The following is a 15415-nucleotide window of genomic DNA, read 5'->3' on the forward strand; positions in this document are numbered from 1 at the left end:
CAGCTCCCAGCGGTGAAGGCCCGGCGGGATCAGCGCACCGAGCGCAGTGGCGTGGAGAAGCGCGGCAGGGTCCGCGCGAGGACTTCGGCGACGTAGCCCAGGAACAGGGTGCCCAGCGAGCTCTTGTAGTGCTGCGGGTCGGGGCTGCCGATCGCCAGCACACCGTGCAGGCCCTGGAAGGTCAGCGGCACCACGGCGGCGGAGCCGACCTGCTCGCGTTCGCTTTCGCAGAACAGGAAGGCCAGCTCGTGGGGGCGCAGCACGCCGCAGACGGTCTTGCCGCCCGACAGCAGGCCGCCGATCGCCTGGTGCGCCTCGGCGCTGCTCACCGAACGGCCCACCGGCAGGTTGTTGTCGCTGAACAGGATCAGGCTGACGTAAGGCACGAGGAATTCGTGGCGCAGACTGTCTTCCGTCGTGCTGACGATTTCCTCGAGGCTGGTGGCGTCGAGCAGGTCGAGCACCAGGCGGCGGGTCTTGTCGAACAGCCGGTCGTTGTCGCGGGCCACGTCCATCAGCTGCGACAGCCGATGGCGCATCTCGATGTTGCGCTCGCGCAGCAGGCGTACCTGGCGCTCCACCAGCGACACGGCGTCGCCCGGCTGGTGCGGAATGCGCATCTCCGGGATCAGCTCGTCATGATCGACGAAGAATTCAGGGTGCCGGCGAAGATAGTCGGCGACCTGTTCGGCTTCGAGCGTAACGGTGGGGTCCTGCGGAGTATCGGTCATAAGCGTCCCGGTTATAGACGTACCTGGCCTTCGAACACCCGCACGGCGGGCCCGGTCATCATAACGGGCTGACCCGGTCCTGCCCACTCGATGGACAACCGTCCGCCGGGAAGGTCGATCTGTACCGGCGATTGCAGCCAGCCCTGGCGGATGCCGGCGACCGCGGCGGCGCAGGCGCCGGTGCCGCAGGCCAACGTCTCGCCGGCGCCGCGTTCCCAGACGCGCAGGCGCGCCTGGTGCGGATTGACGATCTGCAGGAAGCCGATGTTGGCCTTCTGCGGGAAGCTTTCGTGGATTTCCAGCTTCGGCCCCAGGGTGCGCACCGGAGCGCTGTCCACGTCATCCACGCGCAGCACGCCGTGCGGGTTGCCCATGGAGATGGCCGCCAGCTGGTACTGCTGGCCATCCACTTCGAGGGGGTAGCTCAGCGCTTCGGCACCGGCCTGGAACGGCACCTGCTCGGGTTGCAGGCGCGGCGGGCCCATGTCGACGGTGACCTGGCCATCGTTGGCGATGGTCAGCTCGATCATGCCGCCCTTGGTTTCCACGCGGATGGTCTTCTTCGCGGTCAGGCGCTTGTCGACCACGAAGCGGGCGAAGCAGCGCGCGCCGTTGCCGCACTGTTCGACCTCGGTGCCGTCGCAGTTGAAGATGCGGTAGCGGAAGTCGGCGTCCGGCGTGCTTGGCGGCTCGACGATCAGCAGCTGATCGAAGCCGACCCCGAAGTTGCGGTCGCCCCACTGTTTGACGTGGCGTGGTTGCACATGGGCGTGCTGGCTGACCAGGTCCAGGACCATGAAGTCATTGCCCAGCCCATGCATCTTGGTAAAACGCAGAAGCATCGTCGTCTCGGCCTCAGTCCGGCAGCAGGCTTTCGCCGGCGAACAGCTCTGGTCGTGTTCCGTGGCGACGCACCCAGTGCGCGGCCGAGCTATCCACCAGCACCTCGGCGGCGCGGCCCCGGGTGTTGTAGTTGGAATTCATGACGAAACCATAGGCGCCGGCCGAACGCACGGCCAGCAGGCCGCCTTCTTCGCGGACGGGGTTGCGGAGTCGGGCGAGGAGCTCGCCGTTACCGCTTTGCGGCATGCCGAGGCGCCCGGCGATTGCCGGCGACGGCAGGTCTGCCGCGAACAGTTGCCCGTCGCGGACGTCGAAGGCGTCCATGGGAACGCCCTCAGAGACCGTAGCGGTCCTTGCTGTGCTCGCTCTTGGCCTTCTGGTCGTCCGGCAGGTACAGCGGGCCTTTCTGGCCACAGCCGGCCAGCGCGGCGGTGAAGACGGCGAGCGCGACGAAGGGAAGCAGCAGTCGCTTCATGGCGGAATCCTTGTAATAAAGCGTCAATGGGTCCGGAGTATACCGACCCCCCGCCGGCTTGCCTATTCAAGCGGACTCCCGCCCGGCGGGGCTTGCGGCTCGCGCCGAAAGGGCCGGTGGCCCTATGATGGCGGGCAAAAAATGGAATGCCTGATGGACTATCGCGATCCCCTGCCCAGTTCGGTGTCGGTGGCCTACCTGCAGGGCCTCGTGGAGCATCTGCAGCGCCAGGGCGTGGACCCGGCGCAATTGCTGGCGACGGTGCACCTGGAGCCCTCGATCCTCGCCCAGCGCGACCAGCGCATCGCCGCCAGCGCCTACCTGGAGCTGGTGGGCGCCGGCGTGCGCCTGAGCGGCGACGACAACCTCGGCCTGCACCTGGGCGAGGCGGTGCGCCCCGGCTACTACGGCGTGCTCGGCTACCTGATCATGAGTTGCGCGACGCTCTCCGACGCCCTGCACCGCCAGGCGCGCTATGCCTCGCTGGTGGGCAACCTGGGCCGCGTCGAGCTGGCCGACGAGCCGCCGCGCGCCGGTTGTGAGGCGCTGGTGAAGCACAGCTGGGAGCCGCTGCTGCCGCAACAGCAACGACAGATGAGCGAAGAGACGCTGGCCGGCTGGGTCAGTTTCGGCCATTGGGTCAGCGGCGTGGACGAGGTGCCGTTCGAGGTGCGTTTCAGCCACAGCGCTCCGGCGGATGTCAGCGAGCACGAGCGCATCTTCCGCTGCCCGGTGCTGTTCGATCAGCCGGACAATGCCCTGGTCTTCCCCAGGCGCCTGCTTTCGCTACCGCTCGGCCAGGCCGACGCCCAGGTGCAGCGCACCCTGGATGCCTACGCCGAACGCCTGCTGGTGGAAATCAACAAGGGCGACACCGTGCTCGACCGCGCGCGCCTGGAGCTGGCGCGCCAGCTGCCGGAGCAGGGCGCCGACCTGGAGCGCCTGTCGCAGACCCTGGCGCTGAGCCCGCGCACCCTGCAGCGGCGGCTGCGCGACACCGGCCTGTCGTTCAGCCAGCTGGTGGACGAAACCCGCCAGCAACTGGTGCTGCACTACCTGCGCGACCCGGCGCTGGACACCGCCGACATCGCCTACCTGCTGGGCTTCAGCGAAGCCGGCTCGCTCGCCCGCGCATTCCGGCGCTGGACGGGGCAGAGTCTGGGCGAATACCGGCGTAAACTGGTGCCTTTGACTGATCCCGAGGACGATGCATGAGCACTTTGAGCGAAGCCCGCTTCCATGACCTGGTGGACGCTGTACAGGTAACGGTGGAGGACGCCTTCGACGACAGCGACCTGGACCTGGACCTGGAGAACTCCAGCGGCGTGCTGACCGTGCGCTTCGAGAACGGCACCCAGCTGATCCTCAGCCGCCAGCCGGCGCTGCGCCAGCTGTGGGTGGCGGCGCGCTCCGGCGGCTTCCATTTCGACTACGACGAATCCGGCTCGCTGTGGATCTGCGACAGCACCCGCGAACCGCTGGGCGCGCTGCTCAATCGCGCGACCCTGGAGCAGGCAGGTGAGGATGTCGACTTCCCCGGCATCTGAGCCGCGGGCCAGCGTCGCCTCGCCCTGCTGCCGGCGCTGTTGCCTGGACGACGCGGACATCTGCGTCGGCTGCGGGCGCACCCTGGGCGAGATCCTGGAGTGGAACGAGGCCGACGGCGAGCGGCGCCTGGCGATTCTGGCGGACTGCGAAAAGCGCCGAAACAACCATCGGCCGAAGTGGTGACTGGTCGGTGTTGCTTATTTTCTGTGCTGTGTTAGTGTCCGGGAAAACCCCGCCTTGGGCGGGGTTTTTCTTTTTTCGGATTTCATTACGTTCGATCCCCGAACGTCTTTACTGCCAGAACACCCAGGGCCCCGAACGCGCGAGCGTCCGGGGCTCTCCTGTAAGGAGACTGCCAACCATCATGACCACGACTCCCATCACCGTGACTCGACTCGACCTGCAACGTCTGGAGCGCATGCTCGACAGCCTGGATGAGTACGGCCCCGCGGCCGAGGCGCTGGAGGCCGAACTGGCCCGCGCCACGGTGGTCGGCCACGACGAGATACCGCCGGGCGTGGTCACGATGAACTCCACCGTGCGCTGCCGCGAAGAAGGCAGCGGCAAGGAATACCACCTGACCCTGGTCTACCCGGCTGGCGTCGGCGGTGAAGGCAAGGTCTCGATTCTTGCTCCGGTCGGCACTGCGCTGCTCGGCCTGACCACCGGCCAGAGCATCGACTGGCCGGTACCCAGCGGCAAGACGCTGAAGCTGACCCTGCTGGAAGTGGAATACCAGCCGGAAGCGGCCGGCGACTTCGATCGCTGAGTTCCCCTTCGGGAACCTCCCTCTCCGGGCGTCCGGCTGGCCTTCAGGCCTCGGCCAGCGCCCGGTTCAGCGCCTGCTCCAGGCTCTGCTTGTAACGCAGGAAGTGCACCGTCTGCAGTTCCCCGCCCTCACGCATGGCCGACAGGTCCAGGTCGGTGATGTAGCAGGGGTAGCGCTCCTGCCCGCGTCGGCGGTCGAGGATGTGCCGGGCGGCGGCCTGGAACAGCTCGTTGCCGAACTCCAGTTCCGAGAATTCGCGGTGGTTGCAGAACAGCGTGGTGCGCGCGCGCTGGCCTTCGCCCGGTTCGACGATCGCCTGCACGTTGTAGAACGGCAGGGCTTCCAGCGGTTGTGGCGCGTTGCGTCGCTCGATGCGTTGGGCGCGCTGGTGGCCGTTGGTCACCACTTCGTAGAAGAGGATGTCGGCGCCCACCGGGCCCTGCGCTTCCAGTAGCGAAATCACCGCGTTGCGGCGGTACTGCACCGATTGCAGGAAGCGCTGCAGCGGTAGCAGCAGGCCTTCCTCGGTGTCGTATTCCTGGCGGCGCCGCCAGAGGGCGTTGCGCTCGTCGAGGATGGTGATTTCCGCGCTGCCTTCATCCAGGCGGTAGAACACCTGAACGGTATTGGCCCGGCCCAGTGGCAGGATCATGGCGAGGTCGTCGCCCTCCAGCGCGTGCCGGTCCAGTTGCAGGAAGCCGCTGTCGTCCTGGGTGTCGCCCAGGTGCTCGACCAGCGCCGGCAACCCGTCGATCACCCGATGGCTGACGCTGCCCGGCACCAGGTGCAGCAGGTGGAAGTGCTGGCGCACCTGCAACAGGTAGCGCCCGCCCTTGCCGCTGGCGAGTTGGGCATGGGCGTCGCGGAACAGGTCTTCCACACGCTGGGCGATGGCCGTGGCGCGGTTGCGGCAGAAGCAGCGCACCAGCAGGCGCGGCGGCGGGGCGTCGGAGGGCACGCTGTTGAGGAATTCGCGCAGGCAGTCGAGCAGCGCGTGCGGGCCTGCGTAGCGGCTGACCAGCAGTTCGTTCCAGCTGTTCAGGGTGATCTGGTCGAGGGTCAGCACCAGGTTGTCGCGCACGCCGGAATAGCCGAGCGAGTCGGTGCGCTCGGTGGTCATGTGCACGTTCATCTGGCTGTGCTGGCGCAGCGGGTCGACACCGACGTTCACCAGCAGCAATACCTGCGAAGGCACCGCGCTGCGCAGCAGGGCGCTTTCCGGCACCTCGTCGAGCGGCAGCGGAACGGCCTGCTGCAGGCAGCCCAGCAGGTTCTGCAGCTCGAACTCGGTCAGGTCGCTGCTGCCCGGTTGCAGGGACAGCCGCGTGGTGGCATCGATCACCCCGTTGCGGTGGCTCCAGGTGAGCAGTTCCATGAGGTCGCGGGCGCGGCGCAGCGGGGCGAAGTCGGCCATTTCCTGCAGCGACAGGTTGCCGCCGAACAGCGCCCAGTACGGTGGCTTGCCGGCCTCGCCGCCGGGCAGCTGGGCGAGGGTGAGGATGTCTTCGGCCATGTCCGGGGCGATGCCCGGGTTGATGAATTCGACCTTGCCGGCCTTGCGCTCGAAGGCGGCATACAGACGCCGGCCGAGGATGCCCATGTCCCGCGGGTTGATGCCGCTGGCTGCGTGTTGCAGGCGGGCGAACTGCGAGAGGAAGCGGTAGCTGTGGGTCAGTTCGTTGACCAGCGCGCGGCGCTCCAGCAGTACCTGGCGGACCTTCCACTGGCTGCGGCTGTCGAGCTGGGCGAAGGCGCGGCTGTCCCACTTCCAGGGCGCCGAGACGCGCTCCATCACCTTGCGCTGCCAGCTCTTGTGACCCTGGCGCGGCGGGCGGCTGAGCTTCTTGCCGACCTTCAGGTAGAGGCAGCGGCGGATCAGCTCCAGGCGCTCGGTTTCGCCGCGCTCCTTGAGGTATTCCTCCAGGCGGCGGTAGAGCATGACGTAGGGGTCCAGCTCCTCCACATCCAGGCGCCCGGCGTAGATCGCCTGTTTGTAGCGCAGGCTCAGGCAGGACACCTGCGGGTGTTCGCTGGCGTAGACCTCGGTGAGCAGCAGCTTGAGCACCGACTTGTAGGGCGACTCGATGCCCTTGAACAGCTGCCACATGCCGGCGCCGATGAATTCGCCCGGCGGGATGCGCGCCAGGTGGCCGAGGTCGAGGACGTCATCGGCGCGGATGAAACGCTTGTTCAGCAGCGTCTGGCAGTACTCGGCGTAGCGGCTCTCTTCGTAGACCGGCACCAGCCACCACAGCGGCGTGCGGCCGCCGAGCCAGATGGCGGTGCGGTAGAACTCGTCCAGCAGCAGGTAGTGCTGGCTGGTGCCGCAGTCGTCGGAGGTCAGCCGGGCCTCGCGGGCGCCCTGGGTGTAGTGCTGCGGGTCGACGAGGAAGCAGTGCACCTCGGCGCCCTGGGTGGCGGCCCATTGTTCGAGCAGCTCGCACTTGCGGCGCAGCTCCGCCAGCTCCCGCTCGGTGAGGTCGGAGGCGTGGCAGACCCAGAGGTCCAGGTCGCTCTGCTCGGCCTGGGCGACGGTGCCCAGGCTGCCCATCAGGAACAGCCCGTGGATCGGCAGCGGCGGGTTGCCGCGTCGGGTCTTGTAGCTGAAGGAGCGGGTCAGGCGCTGGGCTTCGGCGAGGATGTCGTCGCCCGGGACGAAGTTCGACAGCCCGGCGGGTGTGCTGGCCGACACGTAGCCGGGCAGCAGCGGATGGTTCACGTCCAGCAGCAGTGGCAACAGCTTCAGAACAAGCTGCTGGCGCGTGGAAAGCGCTTCGCTGGCCCGATGCAGCCGCGCGGCGTTGACCTTGAGGAAGCGTTGACGCAGCTGCGTCAGCACCTTTCGGTCGATGCCGTCGTCGATGTCCGGGCGGATCTCGGGGGTGAGCGTCATGGCGTACTGCTGTCTGGCCAGCGGCGCCGCATCAGGGAATGCGGCGCTCGGAAGTGTGCCAGTTTATCGCCCGCTCGCGGGGGAACTTGAGGTCAGCTGCGCAGGATGCCGAGCAGGACCTGGGCGTGCTCGGCGGCGTCAAGCCCCAGACCGGTGAGATAGCCGCCGTCCTGCTTGTCGATCAGGCCCTTGGCGTGAAGCCGGCCGGCAGCCGCCACGGCTTCGGCGGAAGCATCGTGGTGGACTTTCAATCCCGCCTGGCTGTTCTCCAGGTCAAAGAGCGCCAGCAGGTCCAGTTCCTCAACCATTTCTTTCGTGAAAGCCATTCGCCTAACTCCCGATGGTCAATGAGGCTTCAGTGTAGTCTCAAGTCAGACCGGTTCGGCAAGCGCTGTTATGCCGCTGTCTCATTCGGCAACAGTGCCATCGGGCAGGGTCGGCAGCGCGCGCAGGGCCTGTTCGTACCACTCGCCGTTGAACGGGCGGTCCTCGGCCAGCATCGCCTCGATCTCGTGGGCGAGCACCAGGGCCATCAGGTGCAGGGCGTCCTCGCGTTCGTAGCCGACCAGGGTCAGCTTGTTGAACACCGCGCGGGCGGCCGCCGGGCTCTCGCTTTCGATCTGGTTCTCGATGGCCTGGATCAGGGTGTCTTCGGCGAAGGACTCTTCGCCATCGTCTGGGTCTGTCATCACATTGCTCTCCGGCGGACTTGTGAAGCCGCCCGAAGTTGGCCAACCTGCGGGGCAACTTCAGGTGCGTAAAAGGATCGTCGGGCGACATGATCACCTATTACACCCTTGTCGGCGACCGCCTGGTGCGCCACAACGGCAGCGAGTGCCACGGCATGCCCAAGGACACGCTGTGGATCGATCTGTTCCAGCCCACGGCGCAAGAGGAGCAGTTGCTGGAGTCGATCATCGCGGTGGATGTGCCGACCCGCGAGGAGATGGCCGAGATCGAAGATTCCTCGCGCTTCTACGAGAGCAACGGTGCGCTGTACATGACCACCAGCGTGGTCGGTGGCATCCGCGAGCACAATCCCACTGTCTCGGAAGTCACCTGCGTGCTGACCCCGCACTGGCTGGTGACGGTGCGCTATACCGACCTGCTGGCCTTCCGTACCTTCGAGACGCGCACCCAGCGCGGCGGCTGCGAGGGTCGCAGCGACCAGCTGTTCGTGACCCTGATGGACAGCGTGGTGGACCGCATCGCCGACGTGCTGGAGATCGTCCAGAAGCAGCTCGACAGCCTGGGCACCAGCATCTTCCGCGAGGGCCCGGCCAGCGAGAAGGCCGACCTGCAGGAAGTTGTCAAGCAACTGGGGCGCAAGAACTCGCTGCTGTCCAAGCTCAACGAGAGCCTGCTGAGCATCAGCCGGCCGCTGTCGTACTTCCGTCAGGGCAGCAACGGCTGGATCAGCGACGAGGTGAAGCTGGGCATGAAGTCGGTGGAGCGCGATGTACGCTCGCTCAGCGAGTACCAGACGAAGATGGCCGGGGAAATCACCTTCCTGCTGGACGCCACCCTGGGTCTGATCAACATCGAGCAGAACAGCATCATCAAGGTGTTCTCCATCGCTGCCGTGCTGTTCCTGCCGCCGACCCTGGTGGGCACGGTGTACGGCATGAACTTCGCGCACATGCCGGAGCTGCAATGGCTGGCCGGCTACCCCATGGCGCTGGTGGCGATGGTCATCTCGGCGATCATTCCCTACTACTGGTTCAAGTACAAAGGCTGGCTCTAGGCGGGTTGATGCGGGTCAAGAAAGGCTTGCGGCACGGGTAGCACAGTGGAGGGCCGTCCCCACGTCTCACAGGAGGAGACCATGGCCCAGCAGCCCAAGCCCCGGCAGCCCATTTCCCAGGAGAGCCTGCCGCAACCCGAAGCCAGCAAGCCCGCCGCCGCGGCGCTGCCCGAAGTGACCACCGAGGGCGGCGCGCAGATCCAGGCGCAGAGTCAGGGCCCGGTCGCGCTGACCGTCGCCATGGCCCCGCGCGGCAGCAACGAGGACTCTGGCTCCGCCCAGCTGCCCGCCAGTTATCCCTACCGCAAGCGCCTGCAGCGCAGGGAGTACGAGAAGGCCAAGGCCGAACTGCAGATCGAGCTGCTGAAGGTGCAGAACTGGGTGAAAGAGACCGGCCAGCGCATCGTCCTGCTCTTCGAGGGCCGCGATGCTGCCGGGAAGGGGGGCACCATCAAGCGTTTCACCGAACACCTCAACCCGCGCGGCGCCCGCGTGGTGGCGCTGGAGAAGCCCAGCGACGCCGAGCGCGGCCAGTGGTATTTCCAGCGCTACATCCAGCACCTGCCCACGGCCGGTGAAATCGTCTTCTTCGACCGCTCCTGGTACAACCGCGCCGGGGTCGAACGGGTGATGGGCTTCTGCTCGCCGCGCCAGTACCTGGAGTTCATGCAGCAGACGCCGGAGCTCGAGCGCATGCTGGTGCGCAATGGCATCCACCTGTTCAAGTTCTGGTTTTCGGTGAGCCGCGAGGAGCAGCTGCGCCGCTTCGTCTCGCGCCGCGACGATCCACTCAAGCACTGGAAGCTGTCGCCGATCGACATTCAGTCGCTGGACCGCTGGGATGACTACACCCAGGCCAAGGAGGCGATGTTCTTCCACACTGACACCGCCGACGCGCCCTGGGTGGTGGTCAAGTCCGACGACAAGAAGCGCGCGCGGCTCAATTGCTTGCGGCACTTCCTGCACAGCCTGGATTACCCGGACAAGAACCCGAAGATCGCCCGTGCCCCGGATGCACTGCTGACGGGCCGTGCCGCGCTGATGGACCGCGATGAGCTGGAGCGCCCGGCGCAGGCAATGGTCCCGGTGCAGATACCAGAGCCGGAAGGCATCCCGGCCTGAGGCGCTACTGCTGGCTGATCAGCATGAGCTGGCCGGAGACCGCGCGGGCGTTGCGATCGACGATGATCGGCGCCCAGGGCCGGCCGGAAGCGCTGACGCCGCTGTTGCTCTTGCTGTTCATGTCCAGCAGCGCCTTGCTCAGGTACTCCCAGCGGGTGCGCAGTTTCTTGGTCGCGTCGCTGTCGGGCAGCTGGTCGATACGCTGGGTCAGCAGCGGCACCAGTACGCCCTCGTCCTGGCCGAGGTATTCCTGCGGCTGCTCGCGGGCCAGCTCCAGGCCGCTGATATAGGCGCGCCCCAGGTACTGGGTGGCGAGGTACTCCACGCGCACCGGCAGCTCCCACAACGGAATCTGGCTGGCGTCGGCGGTGGCGGGGACGAAACGTTCGATCTGGGTGAGCAGATCGCGCAGGGAGCGGCTCAGGTCCTGGTTGTAGCGCCAGGGCATATCTTCTTCCTTGGGGCCGTAGGAAACGCCGTTGCGAATCTGGGTAACGAACTCCGCATGGGCCTTGCGCAGGGCATCGTCAGCCTTGGGGTAGGCCTTGACGGTATTGTCCAGCGTGGCCAGGTCCTTCTCCAGCTGGGCGGCGTGACCTTCCTGGAAGCCTTCGCCGCGCAACAGCAACAGGCTGTTGATCGAGCGGCAGGTATAGACCTGCAGGGTCTGCAGCTGCAGTTCCTCGCTGGGGAGGTTGGCCTGGGCGGCGAGGGCGAAGAGTCCGAAACAGCACAGCATGAACCCACGAACGATATCGAACATGGCGGAGGCGTCCTTATTGTTATTGTGAGCCGCGCGATTCGCCGGATGTGTGTCTTTTTGGCGCCAGAAACGCAGCTATCCCTAGGCTAGCCGCGAACGAAGCCGCTGCAACCGACCGAAAGAGTGATTTGTGCAGGTGATGCCTGGTGCGGACGACGCCGGGGTGCGGGGGATTCTTTGTACGGGGGGCTCTGTACGGGTGAAGGTGCCGGCGGAAGGTCAGGAGGGGGAGGACTGCTCTGGGGAGAGAGCCGGACCTTCCGCCGGGCTTGAGGGGCAGGCTGGCGTCAGAAGCGCCAGTAGGCGGAAAGGGTGGTCTGGTCGAGGTCGATGTCGCCGACGTCCAGGTATTCCTGCTCCAGGCGCACGCCCAGGCCGCCAATCACGTCCAGTTCGCCGCCGAAGCCGTAGAGCGGGTCCACGTCGTCGGACTTGCCGGCGGCGTCGTCATCGGCGTGCCAGGCATGCACGCCGGCAATGCCGTACAGGCGGATGCGCTGGCCGATGGGGAAGCCCAGGTGCACGTTGGCTTGCAGTGATTCGCCGTCGAAGTGCTTTTTGCCGTCGCTCATGTTGCCGAAGTCGACCACCGCGCCTTCCAGAGACAGGTAGTTGTTCAGGCGGTAGCCGGCGTACAGCTTGTAGCTGTCGTCCTGGTCATCGAAGGAGCGGTCGTCGATCTCGAGGCGGGTGACGCCGCCACCGACGTAGAGGCCGCTGTCGTCGGCCATCGCCAGGGCCGGGGCGGTCAGGGCGAGGGCGCAGAGGAGTTTCGAAAGGCGCATAGGATTCCCTTGCGGCCGGCGTGGAGGCCGGCCGCCTTGCTGTCTTGCGGAGGGTTGGGTGCCGCTCTGGCGCGGGCTTTTCGACTCCGGCGCAGCGGCGGGGGCATTAGAGCGGGGTGGTGGCGTGCGCGACCATCGAAGCTTGTCGAGAGTCGTCTGGCTTTTGTTCTAGAGGCTGCCGTTCTGGAGGCTGTCGGCGAGCGTCAGGCGTGGGCGGCCTGGCGCAGGCGTTCGCGGTCCAGTATCTCGATGCCGCCATAGCTCAGGCGCACGATGCCCTGGGCTTCCAGCTCCTTGAGGATCTGGTTGGTGGTCTGCCGCGACAGCGACAGCATGGCCGCCAGTTGCTCCTGCGGCAGGTGCAGCTCGCGCTTGGCGGTGGCTGACTCGCCGTAGCCTTCGGCGATCATCAGCAGACGCCGGGCCAGGCGCGGCGCGGCCGGCAACAGCGACAGCTCCTCCAGCACGGCGAAGGTGATGCGCAGCTTGTGGCTCATCAGCAGGGCGAAATCTCGCCAGAATTCCGGGTGCTGCGCCAGCAGCGCCTGCAGCGGCGCCAGGGGCACCTGCAGCAATACGGTGGCGCCCTCGGCGTAGGCGTCGTGGGTGCGCGGCTGGCCGTCGAACAGACAGATCTCGCCGAACCAGTTGGGCGCTTCCACCAGGGCCAGTAAGGCTTCCTTGCCGGTCTCGCCGACCACGCTGACGCGCATCGCGCCTTCCACCACGCAATACAGGCCGCACGGCGCATCGCCACGGGCGAACAGACGCTGGCCGGCGGGCAGGCGGCGCACCACGGCCGCGTCGCACAGGGCCTGGCGCAGCCCCTCGGGGAGGGTCTGGAACCAGCGGCCATCTTGCAGGCAGGCGAGGTAGGGCTTGGCGTCGGTCATGGGCAATGTCGGCTAGCTGACAGAGTGGCAAGGCACAGATCGCCATCATGCCAGTACCTTGCGGGAGAACAACAATGAAAACTCTGGTCGATCACCTTGCCCAATATGCCGCCTACCACCGTGACCGGCGGAACATCGTCAGCCATTTCATCGGGATTCCGATGATCGTGCTGGCCATCGCCACCCTGCTGTCGCGCCCCGGTTTCGAGTTGGCCGGCCTGCTGGTCTCGCCCGCCACGTTGCTGGCGCTGGCCTCGGTGGTCTTCTACCTGCGCCTGGACCTGCGTTTCGGCCTGCTGATGACCGCGCTGCTGGCGCTGTCGCTGTGGCTGGGCGCCGGCTTTGCCGCCGGCAGCACCGCCTACTGGCTCACCTGGGGTATCGGCCTGTTCGTCGTGGGCTGGATCATCCAGTTCGTCGGCCACTGGTACGAAGGGCGCAAGCCGGCGTTCGTCGATGACCTCACCGGGCTGATCGTCGGCCCGCTGTTCGTCGCCGCCGAAGCGGCCTTCCTGCTGGGCCTGCGCGATGAAGTGCGCCACGCCGTGGAAGAGCGCGCCGGCCCCACCTGCATCCGCGAGAAGAAGGCGACTGCCTGATCCGCCTTATTCCGTACCGCTGAGCTGGCGCAGGATGCGCGCGCTGTCGGGGTCGGCCGGGAAGAAGGTTTCCAGGGCCAGCTCCGACAGTGTCACATCCACCGGTGTGCCGAACACCGTGATGGTGCCGATCAGGCTGCACACGCCCAGCTCTGTCTGCAGCTGCACCGGGATCAGCACCATGTCGCCGCTGGCCGCCTCGTCGTAGGGCGGTGCCGGGTAGCCTGCCACTTCGTCGCGCAACGCCGCCAACGCGGGGTCGCCGCTGGCTTCGAAGTCGCGCTGCAGGCGCTCCACCACATGCGCCTTCCACGGCCCGAGATTGAGAATGCGCGGTGCCAGGCCCTTGGGGTGCAGGCTCATGCGCAGCACGTTGATCGGCGGCTGCAGCAGTTCCGGGTCGACGCCGATCAGGAAAATGTCCACCGTGCGGTTGGACGCCAGCAGGTTCCAGTGGCGGTCTACCACCATCGCCGGGTTTGGCTCGTGGGCCTTGAGCAACTGATCGATGGCCTGCCGGGCTACCGTCAATGCCGGGTCGTCCAGGCCCTTCTCCGAGTACACCGGGGCGTAGCCGGCGGCGCTGAGCAGGCGGTTGCGTTCGCGCAGGGGGATGTCCAGCTGTTCGGCCAGGTGCAGGAGCATCTCGCGGCTGGGCAGGGCGCGGCCGGTTTCGACGAAGCTCAGGTGGCGCGTGGAAATCTCCGCGTCGCAGGCGAGGTCGAGCTGGCTGAGCCGGCGGCGCTGGCGCCATTGGCGGAGCAGGGCGCCGACTGGTTGGGCCGGGTTTTCGTGGGCTGATCTGTTCATGGCTTCGAACGATAGACCTGCTGCCCGGTAACGGCCATTACCTGGCAGGTAATCGACGCCCCTACGTCCCGGGCGGATTCTTCAGCCACACGCCGCCAACCGGTGGCGACCCGTGAAGGAGCTTCGCCATGACTCTGCTGCAATCCTCCCCGCTGCTTCGCCTGACCCTGAAAGTCGATGCCATCGCCGGTGGCGCCATGGGCCTGCTGATGGCCCTCGCCGCGCAACCGCTGGGCGAACTGTTGGGCCTGCCCTTCGTGCTGTTGCTGGTGGCCGGCATCGTGCTCCTGCCGCTGGCGCTGGTGCTCTACTGGATGAGCAATCAGAGCGTTCTGTCGCGCACCGGCGTCTGGGCGGTCATCGCCCTGAACGCGCTGTGGGTGGTGGAGAGCATCGCCCTGCTGGTGACCGGCTACGTGCAGCCGACCGCCCTGGGCTACGCCTTCGTCATCGGCCAGGCGCTGGTGGTCCTGTTGCTGGCGGAGCTGGAGTTCTTCGGCCTGCGCCGGTCGGCTGTCCTGGCCTTGTGACTGCGCAACCCGTAGGGCGCATAACGCGTCAGCGTTATCCGCCGGACAGGAGCCGGCGGATAACCTGTTCCAGGTTATGCGCCCTACGGTGCTACAGGTCAGCGCCGGAGTGCTCTTCGTAGGGGCGAGGGGGACGCCAGTTCTTGCTCGCGAACCGCCTTACGCCGGGCTTCGTCGATAACGCTTTGTAGGATGGCGTGGAGCGAAGCGATACCCATGCGGTCGGTGCACGGAATCGATGGGTATCGCTGCGCTCCACACCATCCTACGTTGCTGCTCGTCGGCAGCTCTTCGGGTGCGAACTGATTTACGCCAGGGCTTCGCGGACGAAATCGAGGCGGTCCTGGCCGAAGAACATCTCGTCACCGACGAACATGGTCGGTGCGCCGAACATCCCGCGTTTGATTGCCGCCTCGGTGTTGGCCTTCAGCGCGTCCTTCACTTCCTGCTCAGCGGTCAGCGCCAGCAGCGCCTGGGGGTCGAAACCCGCCTCGGCCAGCAACGGGCCGAGCACCGCCGGGTCGCCCAGGTTCAGCGCGTCCACCCACATGCCCTTGAACACGCAAGCCAGCAGCGCGTCGAAGCGTTCCGGTTGGCGCAGCTGCACGCCGGTGGCGGCGCGCATCAGGGTCAGGGTGTTGATCGGGAAGTACGGGTTCATCTTCAGCGGCACGCCGTAGCGGCGGGCGAAGCGCAACATGTCGATCATCGTGTAGCGGCCCTTGGCCGGGATGGCGATGGGCGAGGCATTGCCGGTGGCCTGGAACACGCCGCCCAGCAGCACCGGGCGATAGACCAGCCCGGCTCCTGCCTCGGCGCAGATCGCTGGCAGCTGGGTATACGCCAGGTAGGAAGTCGGGCTGCCGAAATCGAAATAGAACTCGACGCTCTTGCTCATGAGTGGCTCTCT

The 15415-nt window shown here is 66.7% G+C and carries 19 protein-coding genes and 1 pseudogene; 8 read left to right on the forward strand and 12 right to left on the reverse strand.

The genetic code is table 11. From position 1 onward, the window contains the following. Positions 1 to 29 precede the first annotated feature (29 nt). The 4 genes and pseudogenes from IB273_RS22665 to lptM form a co-directional block, all read right to left on the reverse strand. Positions 30 to 731, reverse strand: a complete 702-nt coding sequence (locus IB273_RS22665; RefSeq protein ID WP_081515190.1) for a DUF484 family protein — start codon at positions 729 to 731, stop codon at positions 30 to 32. Between the two features lie 11 nt (positions 732 to 742). Continuing rightward, a complete protein-coding gene (gene dapF, locus IB273_RS22670; protein ID WP_081515191.1) occupies positions 743 to 1573 on the reverse strand; it encodes a diaminopimelate epimerase in 831 nt (276 codons plus the stop codon). A gap of 13 nt (positions 1574 to 1586) precedes the next feature. Next, positions 1587 to 1763, reverse strand: a pseudogene (locus IB273_RS22675) (diaminopimelate decarboxylase); the annotation flags it as partial. Positions 1764 to 1908: 145 nt separating this feature from the next. Further along, positions 1909 to 2049, reverse strand: coding sequence for an LPS translocon maturation chaperone LptM (gene lptM / locus IB273_RS22680; RefSeq protein WP_081515193.1), 141 nt, complete (start codon positions 2047 to 2049; stop codon positions 1909 to 1911). 153 nt (positions 2050 to 2202) lie between these two features. Here lptM and IB273_RS22685 point away from each other — a divergent pair, with 153 nt between their 5' ends. The 4 genes from IB273_RS22685 (at position 2203) to rnk (ending at position 4366) form a co-directional block, all read left to right on the forward strand. Then, positions 2203 to 3264, forward strand: coding sequence for an AraC family transcriptional regulator (locus tag IB273_RS22685; RefSeq protein WP_081515194.1), 1062 nt, complete (start codon positions 2203 to 2205; stop codon positions 3262 to 3264). Further along, positions 3261 to 3596: an iron donor protein CyaY gene (gene cyaY / locus IB273_RS22690; protein WP_024762102.1), complete on the forward strand. Its 336-nt coding sequence runs from the start codon at positions 3261 to 3263 to the stop codon at positions 3594 to 3596. Before IB273_RS22685 ends, cyaY begins: the two co-directional genes overlap by 4 nt. Further along, positions 3574 to 3780: a DUF1289 domain-containing protein gene (locus IB273_RS22695; RefSeq protein ID WP_081515195.1), complete on the forward strand. Its 207-nt coding sequence runs from the start codon at positions 3574 to 3576 to the stop codon at positions 3778 to 3780. The genes cyaY and IB273_RS22695 overlap by 23 nt, the downstream gene beginning before the upstream one ends. Positions 3781 to 3961: 181 nt before the next feature. Then, entirely contained in the window at positions 3962 to 4366 is a 405-nt protein-coding gene (gene rnk / locus IB273_RS22700) for a nucleoside diphosphate kinase regulator (protein ID WP_081515196.1), read from the forward strand. 43 nt (positions 4367 to 4409) lie between these two features. Here rnk and IB273_RS22705 read toward each other — a convergent pair whose 3' ends face one another. From IB273_RS22705 to IB273_RS22715, 3 genes are all read right to left on the reverse strand, one after another. Next, positions 4410 to 7259 (reverse strand): class I adenylate cyclase, encoded by a 2850-nt coding sequence (locus IB273_RS22705; RefSeq protein ID WP_192225086.1) that lies wholly within the window; start codon positions 7257 to 7259, stop codon positions 4410 to 4412. 92 nt (positions 7260 to 7351) lie between these two features. Then, a complete protein-coding gene (locus tag IB273_RS22710; RefSeq protein ID WP_081515198.1) occupies positions 7352 to 7585 on the reverse strand; it encodes a TIGR02647 family protein in 234 nt (77 codons plus the stop codon). An 81-nt stretch (positions 7586 to 7666) separates the two neighbouring features. Further along, positions 7667 to 7948, reverse strand: a complete 282-nt coding sequence (locus tag IB273_RS22715; protein WP_081515199.1) for a hypothetical protein — start codon at positions 7946 to 7948, stop codon at positions 7667 to 7669. 89 nt (positions 7949 to 8037) lie between these two features. On the opposite strand from IB273_RS22715, the gene IB273_RS22720 reads away from it, so the two are divergent. Both IB273_RS22720 and ppk2 read left to right on the forward strand, forming a co-directional pair. Further along, positions 8038 to 9003: a magnesium transporter CorA family protein gene (locus IB273_RS22720; RefSeq protein WP_081515200.1), complete on the forward strand. Its 966-nt coding sequence runs from the start codon at positions 8038 to 8040 to the stop codon at positions 9001 to 9003. 240 nt (positions 9004 to 9243) lie between these two features. Further along, positions 9244 to 10125: a polyphosphate kinase 2 gene (ppk2, locus tag IB273_RS22725; protein WP_225610278.1), complete on the forward strand. Its 882-nt coding sequence runs from the start codon at positions 9244 to 9246 to the stop codon at positions 10123 to 10125. A gap of 4 nt (positions 10126 to 10129) precedes the next feature. Here ppk2 and IB273_RS22730 read toward each other — a convergent pair whose 3' ends face one another. The 3 genes from IB273_RS22730 to IB273_RS22740 all read right to left on the reverse strand — a co-directional run bounded on the left by IB273_RS22730 (position 10130) and on the right by IB273_RS22740 (position 12566). Continuing rightward, positions 10130 to 10888 carry a hypothetical protein gene (locus IB273_RS22730; RefSeq protein WP_192225087.1) on the reverse strand — a complete coding sequence of 253 codons (759 nt, stop codon included), beginning with the start codon at positions 10886 to 10888 and terminating at the stop codon, positions 10130 to 10132. Positions 10889 to 11175: 287 nt separating this feature from the next. Then, positions 11176 to 11673, reverse strand: coding sequence for an outer membrane beta-barrel protein (locus tag IB273_RS22735; protein ID WP_192225088.1), 498 nt, complete (start codon positions 11671 to 11673; stop codon positions 11176 to 11178). A 203-nt stretch (positions 11674 to 11876) separates the two neighbouring features. Next, on the reverse strand, positions 11877 to 12566 hold the full coding sequence (locus IB273_RS22740; RefSeq protein ID WP_192225089.1) for a Crp/Fnr family transcriptional regulator: 690 nt from the start codon (positions 12564 to 12566) through the stop codon (positions 11877 to 11879). A gap of 74 nt (positions 12567 to 12640) precedes the next feature. Between IB273_RS22740 and IB273_RS22745 the strand changes: the two genes are divergently transcribed. Further along, complete coding sequence (locus IB273_RS22745; protein WP_081515205.1) at positions 12641 to 13165, forward strand: DUF962 domain-containing protein; 525 nt, start codon at positions 12641 to 12643, stop codon at positions 13163 to 13165. Positions 13166 to 13171: 6 nt separating this feature from the next. Here IB273_RS22745 and IB273_RS22750 read toward each other — a convergent pair whose 3' ends face one another. Beyond that, complete coding sequence (locus tag IB273_RS22750; RefSeq protein WP_081515206.1) at positions 13172 to 13975, reverse strand: helix-turn-helix domain-containing protein; 804 nt, start codon at positions 13973 to 13975, stop codon at positions 13172 to 13174. A gap of 128 nt (positions 13976 to 14103) precedes the next feature. Here IB273_RS22750 and IB273_RS22755 point away from each other — a divergent pair, with 128 nt between their 5' ends. Then, on the forward strand, positions 14104 to 14505 hold the full coding sequence (locus IB273_RS22755) for a hypothetical protein (RefSeq protein ID WP_192225090.1): 402 nt from the start codon (positions 14104 to 14106) through the stop codon (positions 14503 to 14505). Between the two features lie 307 nt (positions 14506 to 14812). Here the strand turns inward: IB273_RS22755 and IB273_RS22760 are convergent, their stop codons facing one another. Beyond that, positions 14813 to 15403: a 2-hydroxychromene-2-carboxylate isomerase gene (locus IB273_RS22760; RefSeq protein WP_192225091.1), complete on the reverse strand. Its 591-nt coding sequence runs from the start codon at positions 15401 to 15403 to the stop codon at positions 14813 to 14815. Positions 15404 to 15415: the final 12 nt, after the last annotated feature.

This window comes from Pseudomonas sp. PDM19 (genome assembly GCF_014852215.1).
Lineage (GTDB): Bacteria > Pseudomonadota > Gammaproteobacteria > Pseudomonadales > Pseudomonadaceae > Pseudomonas.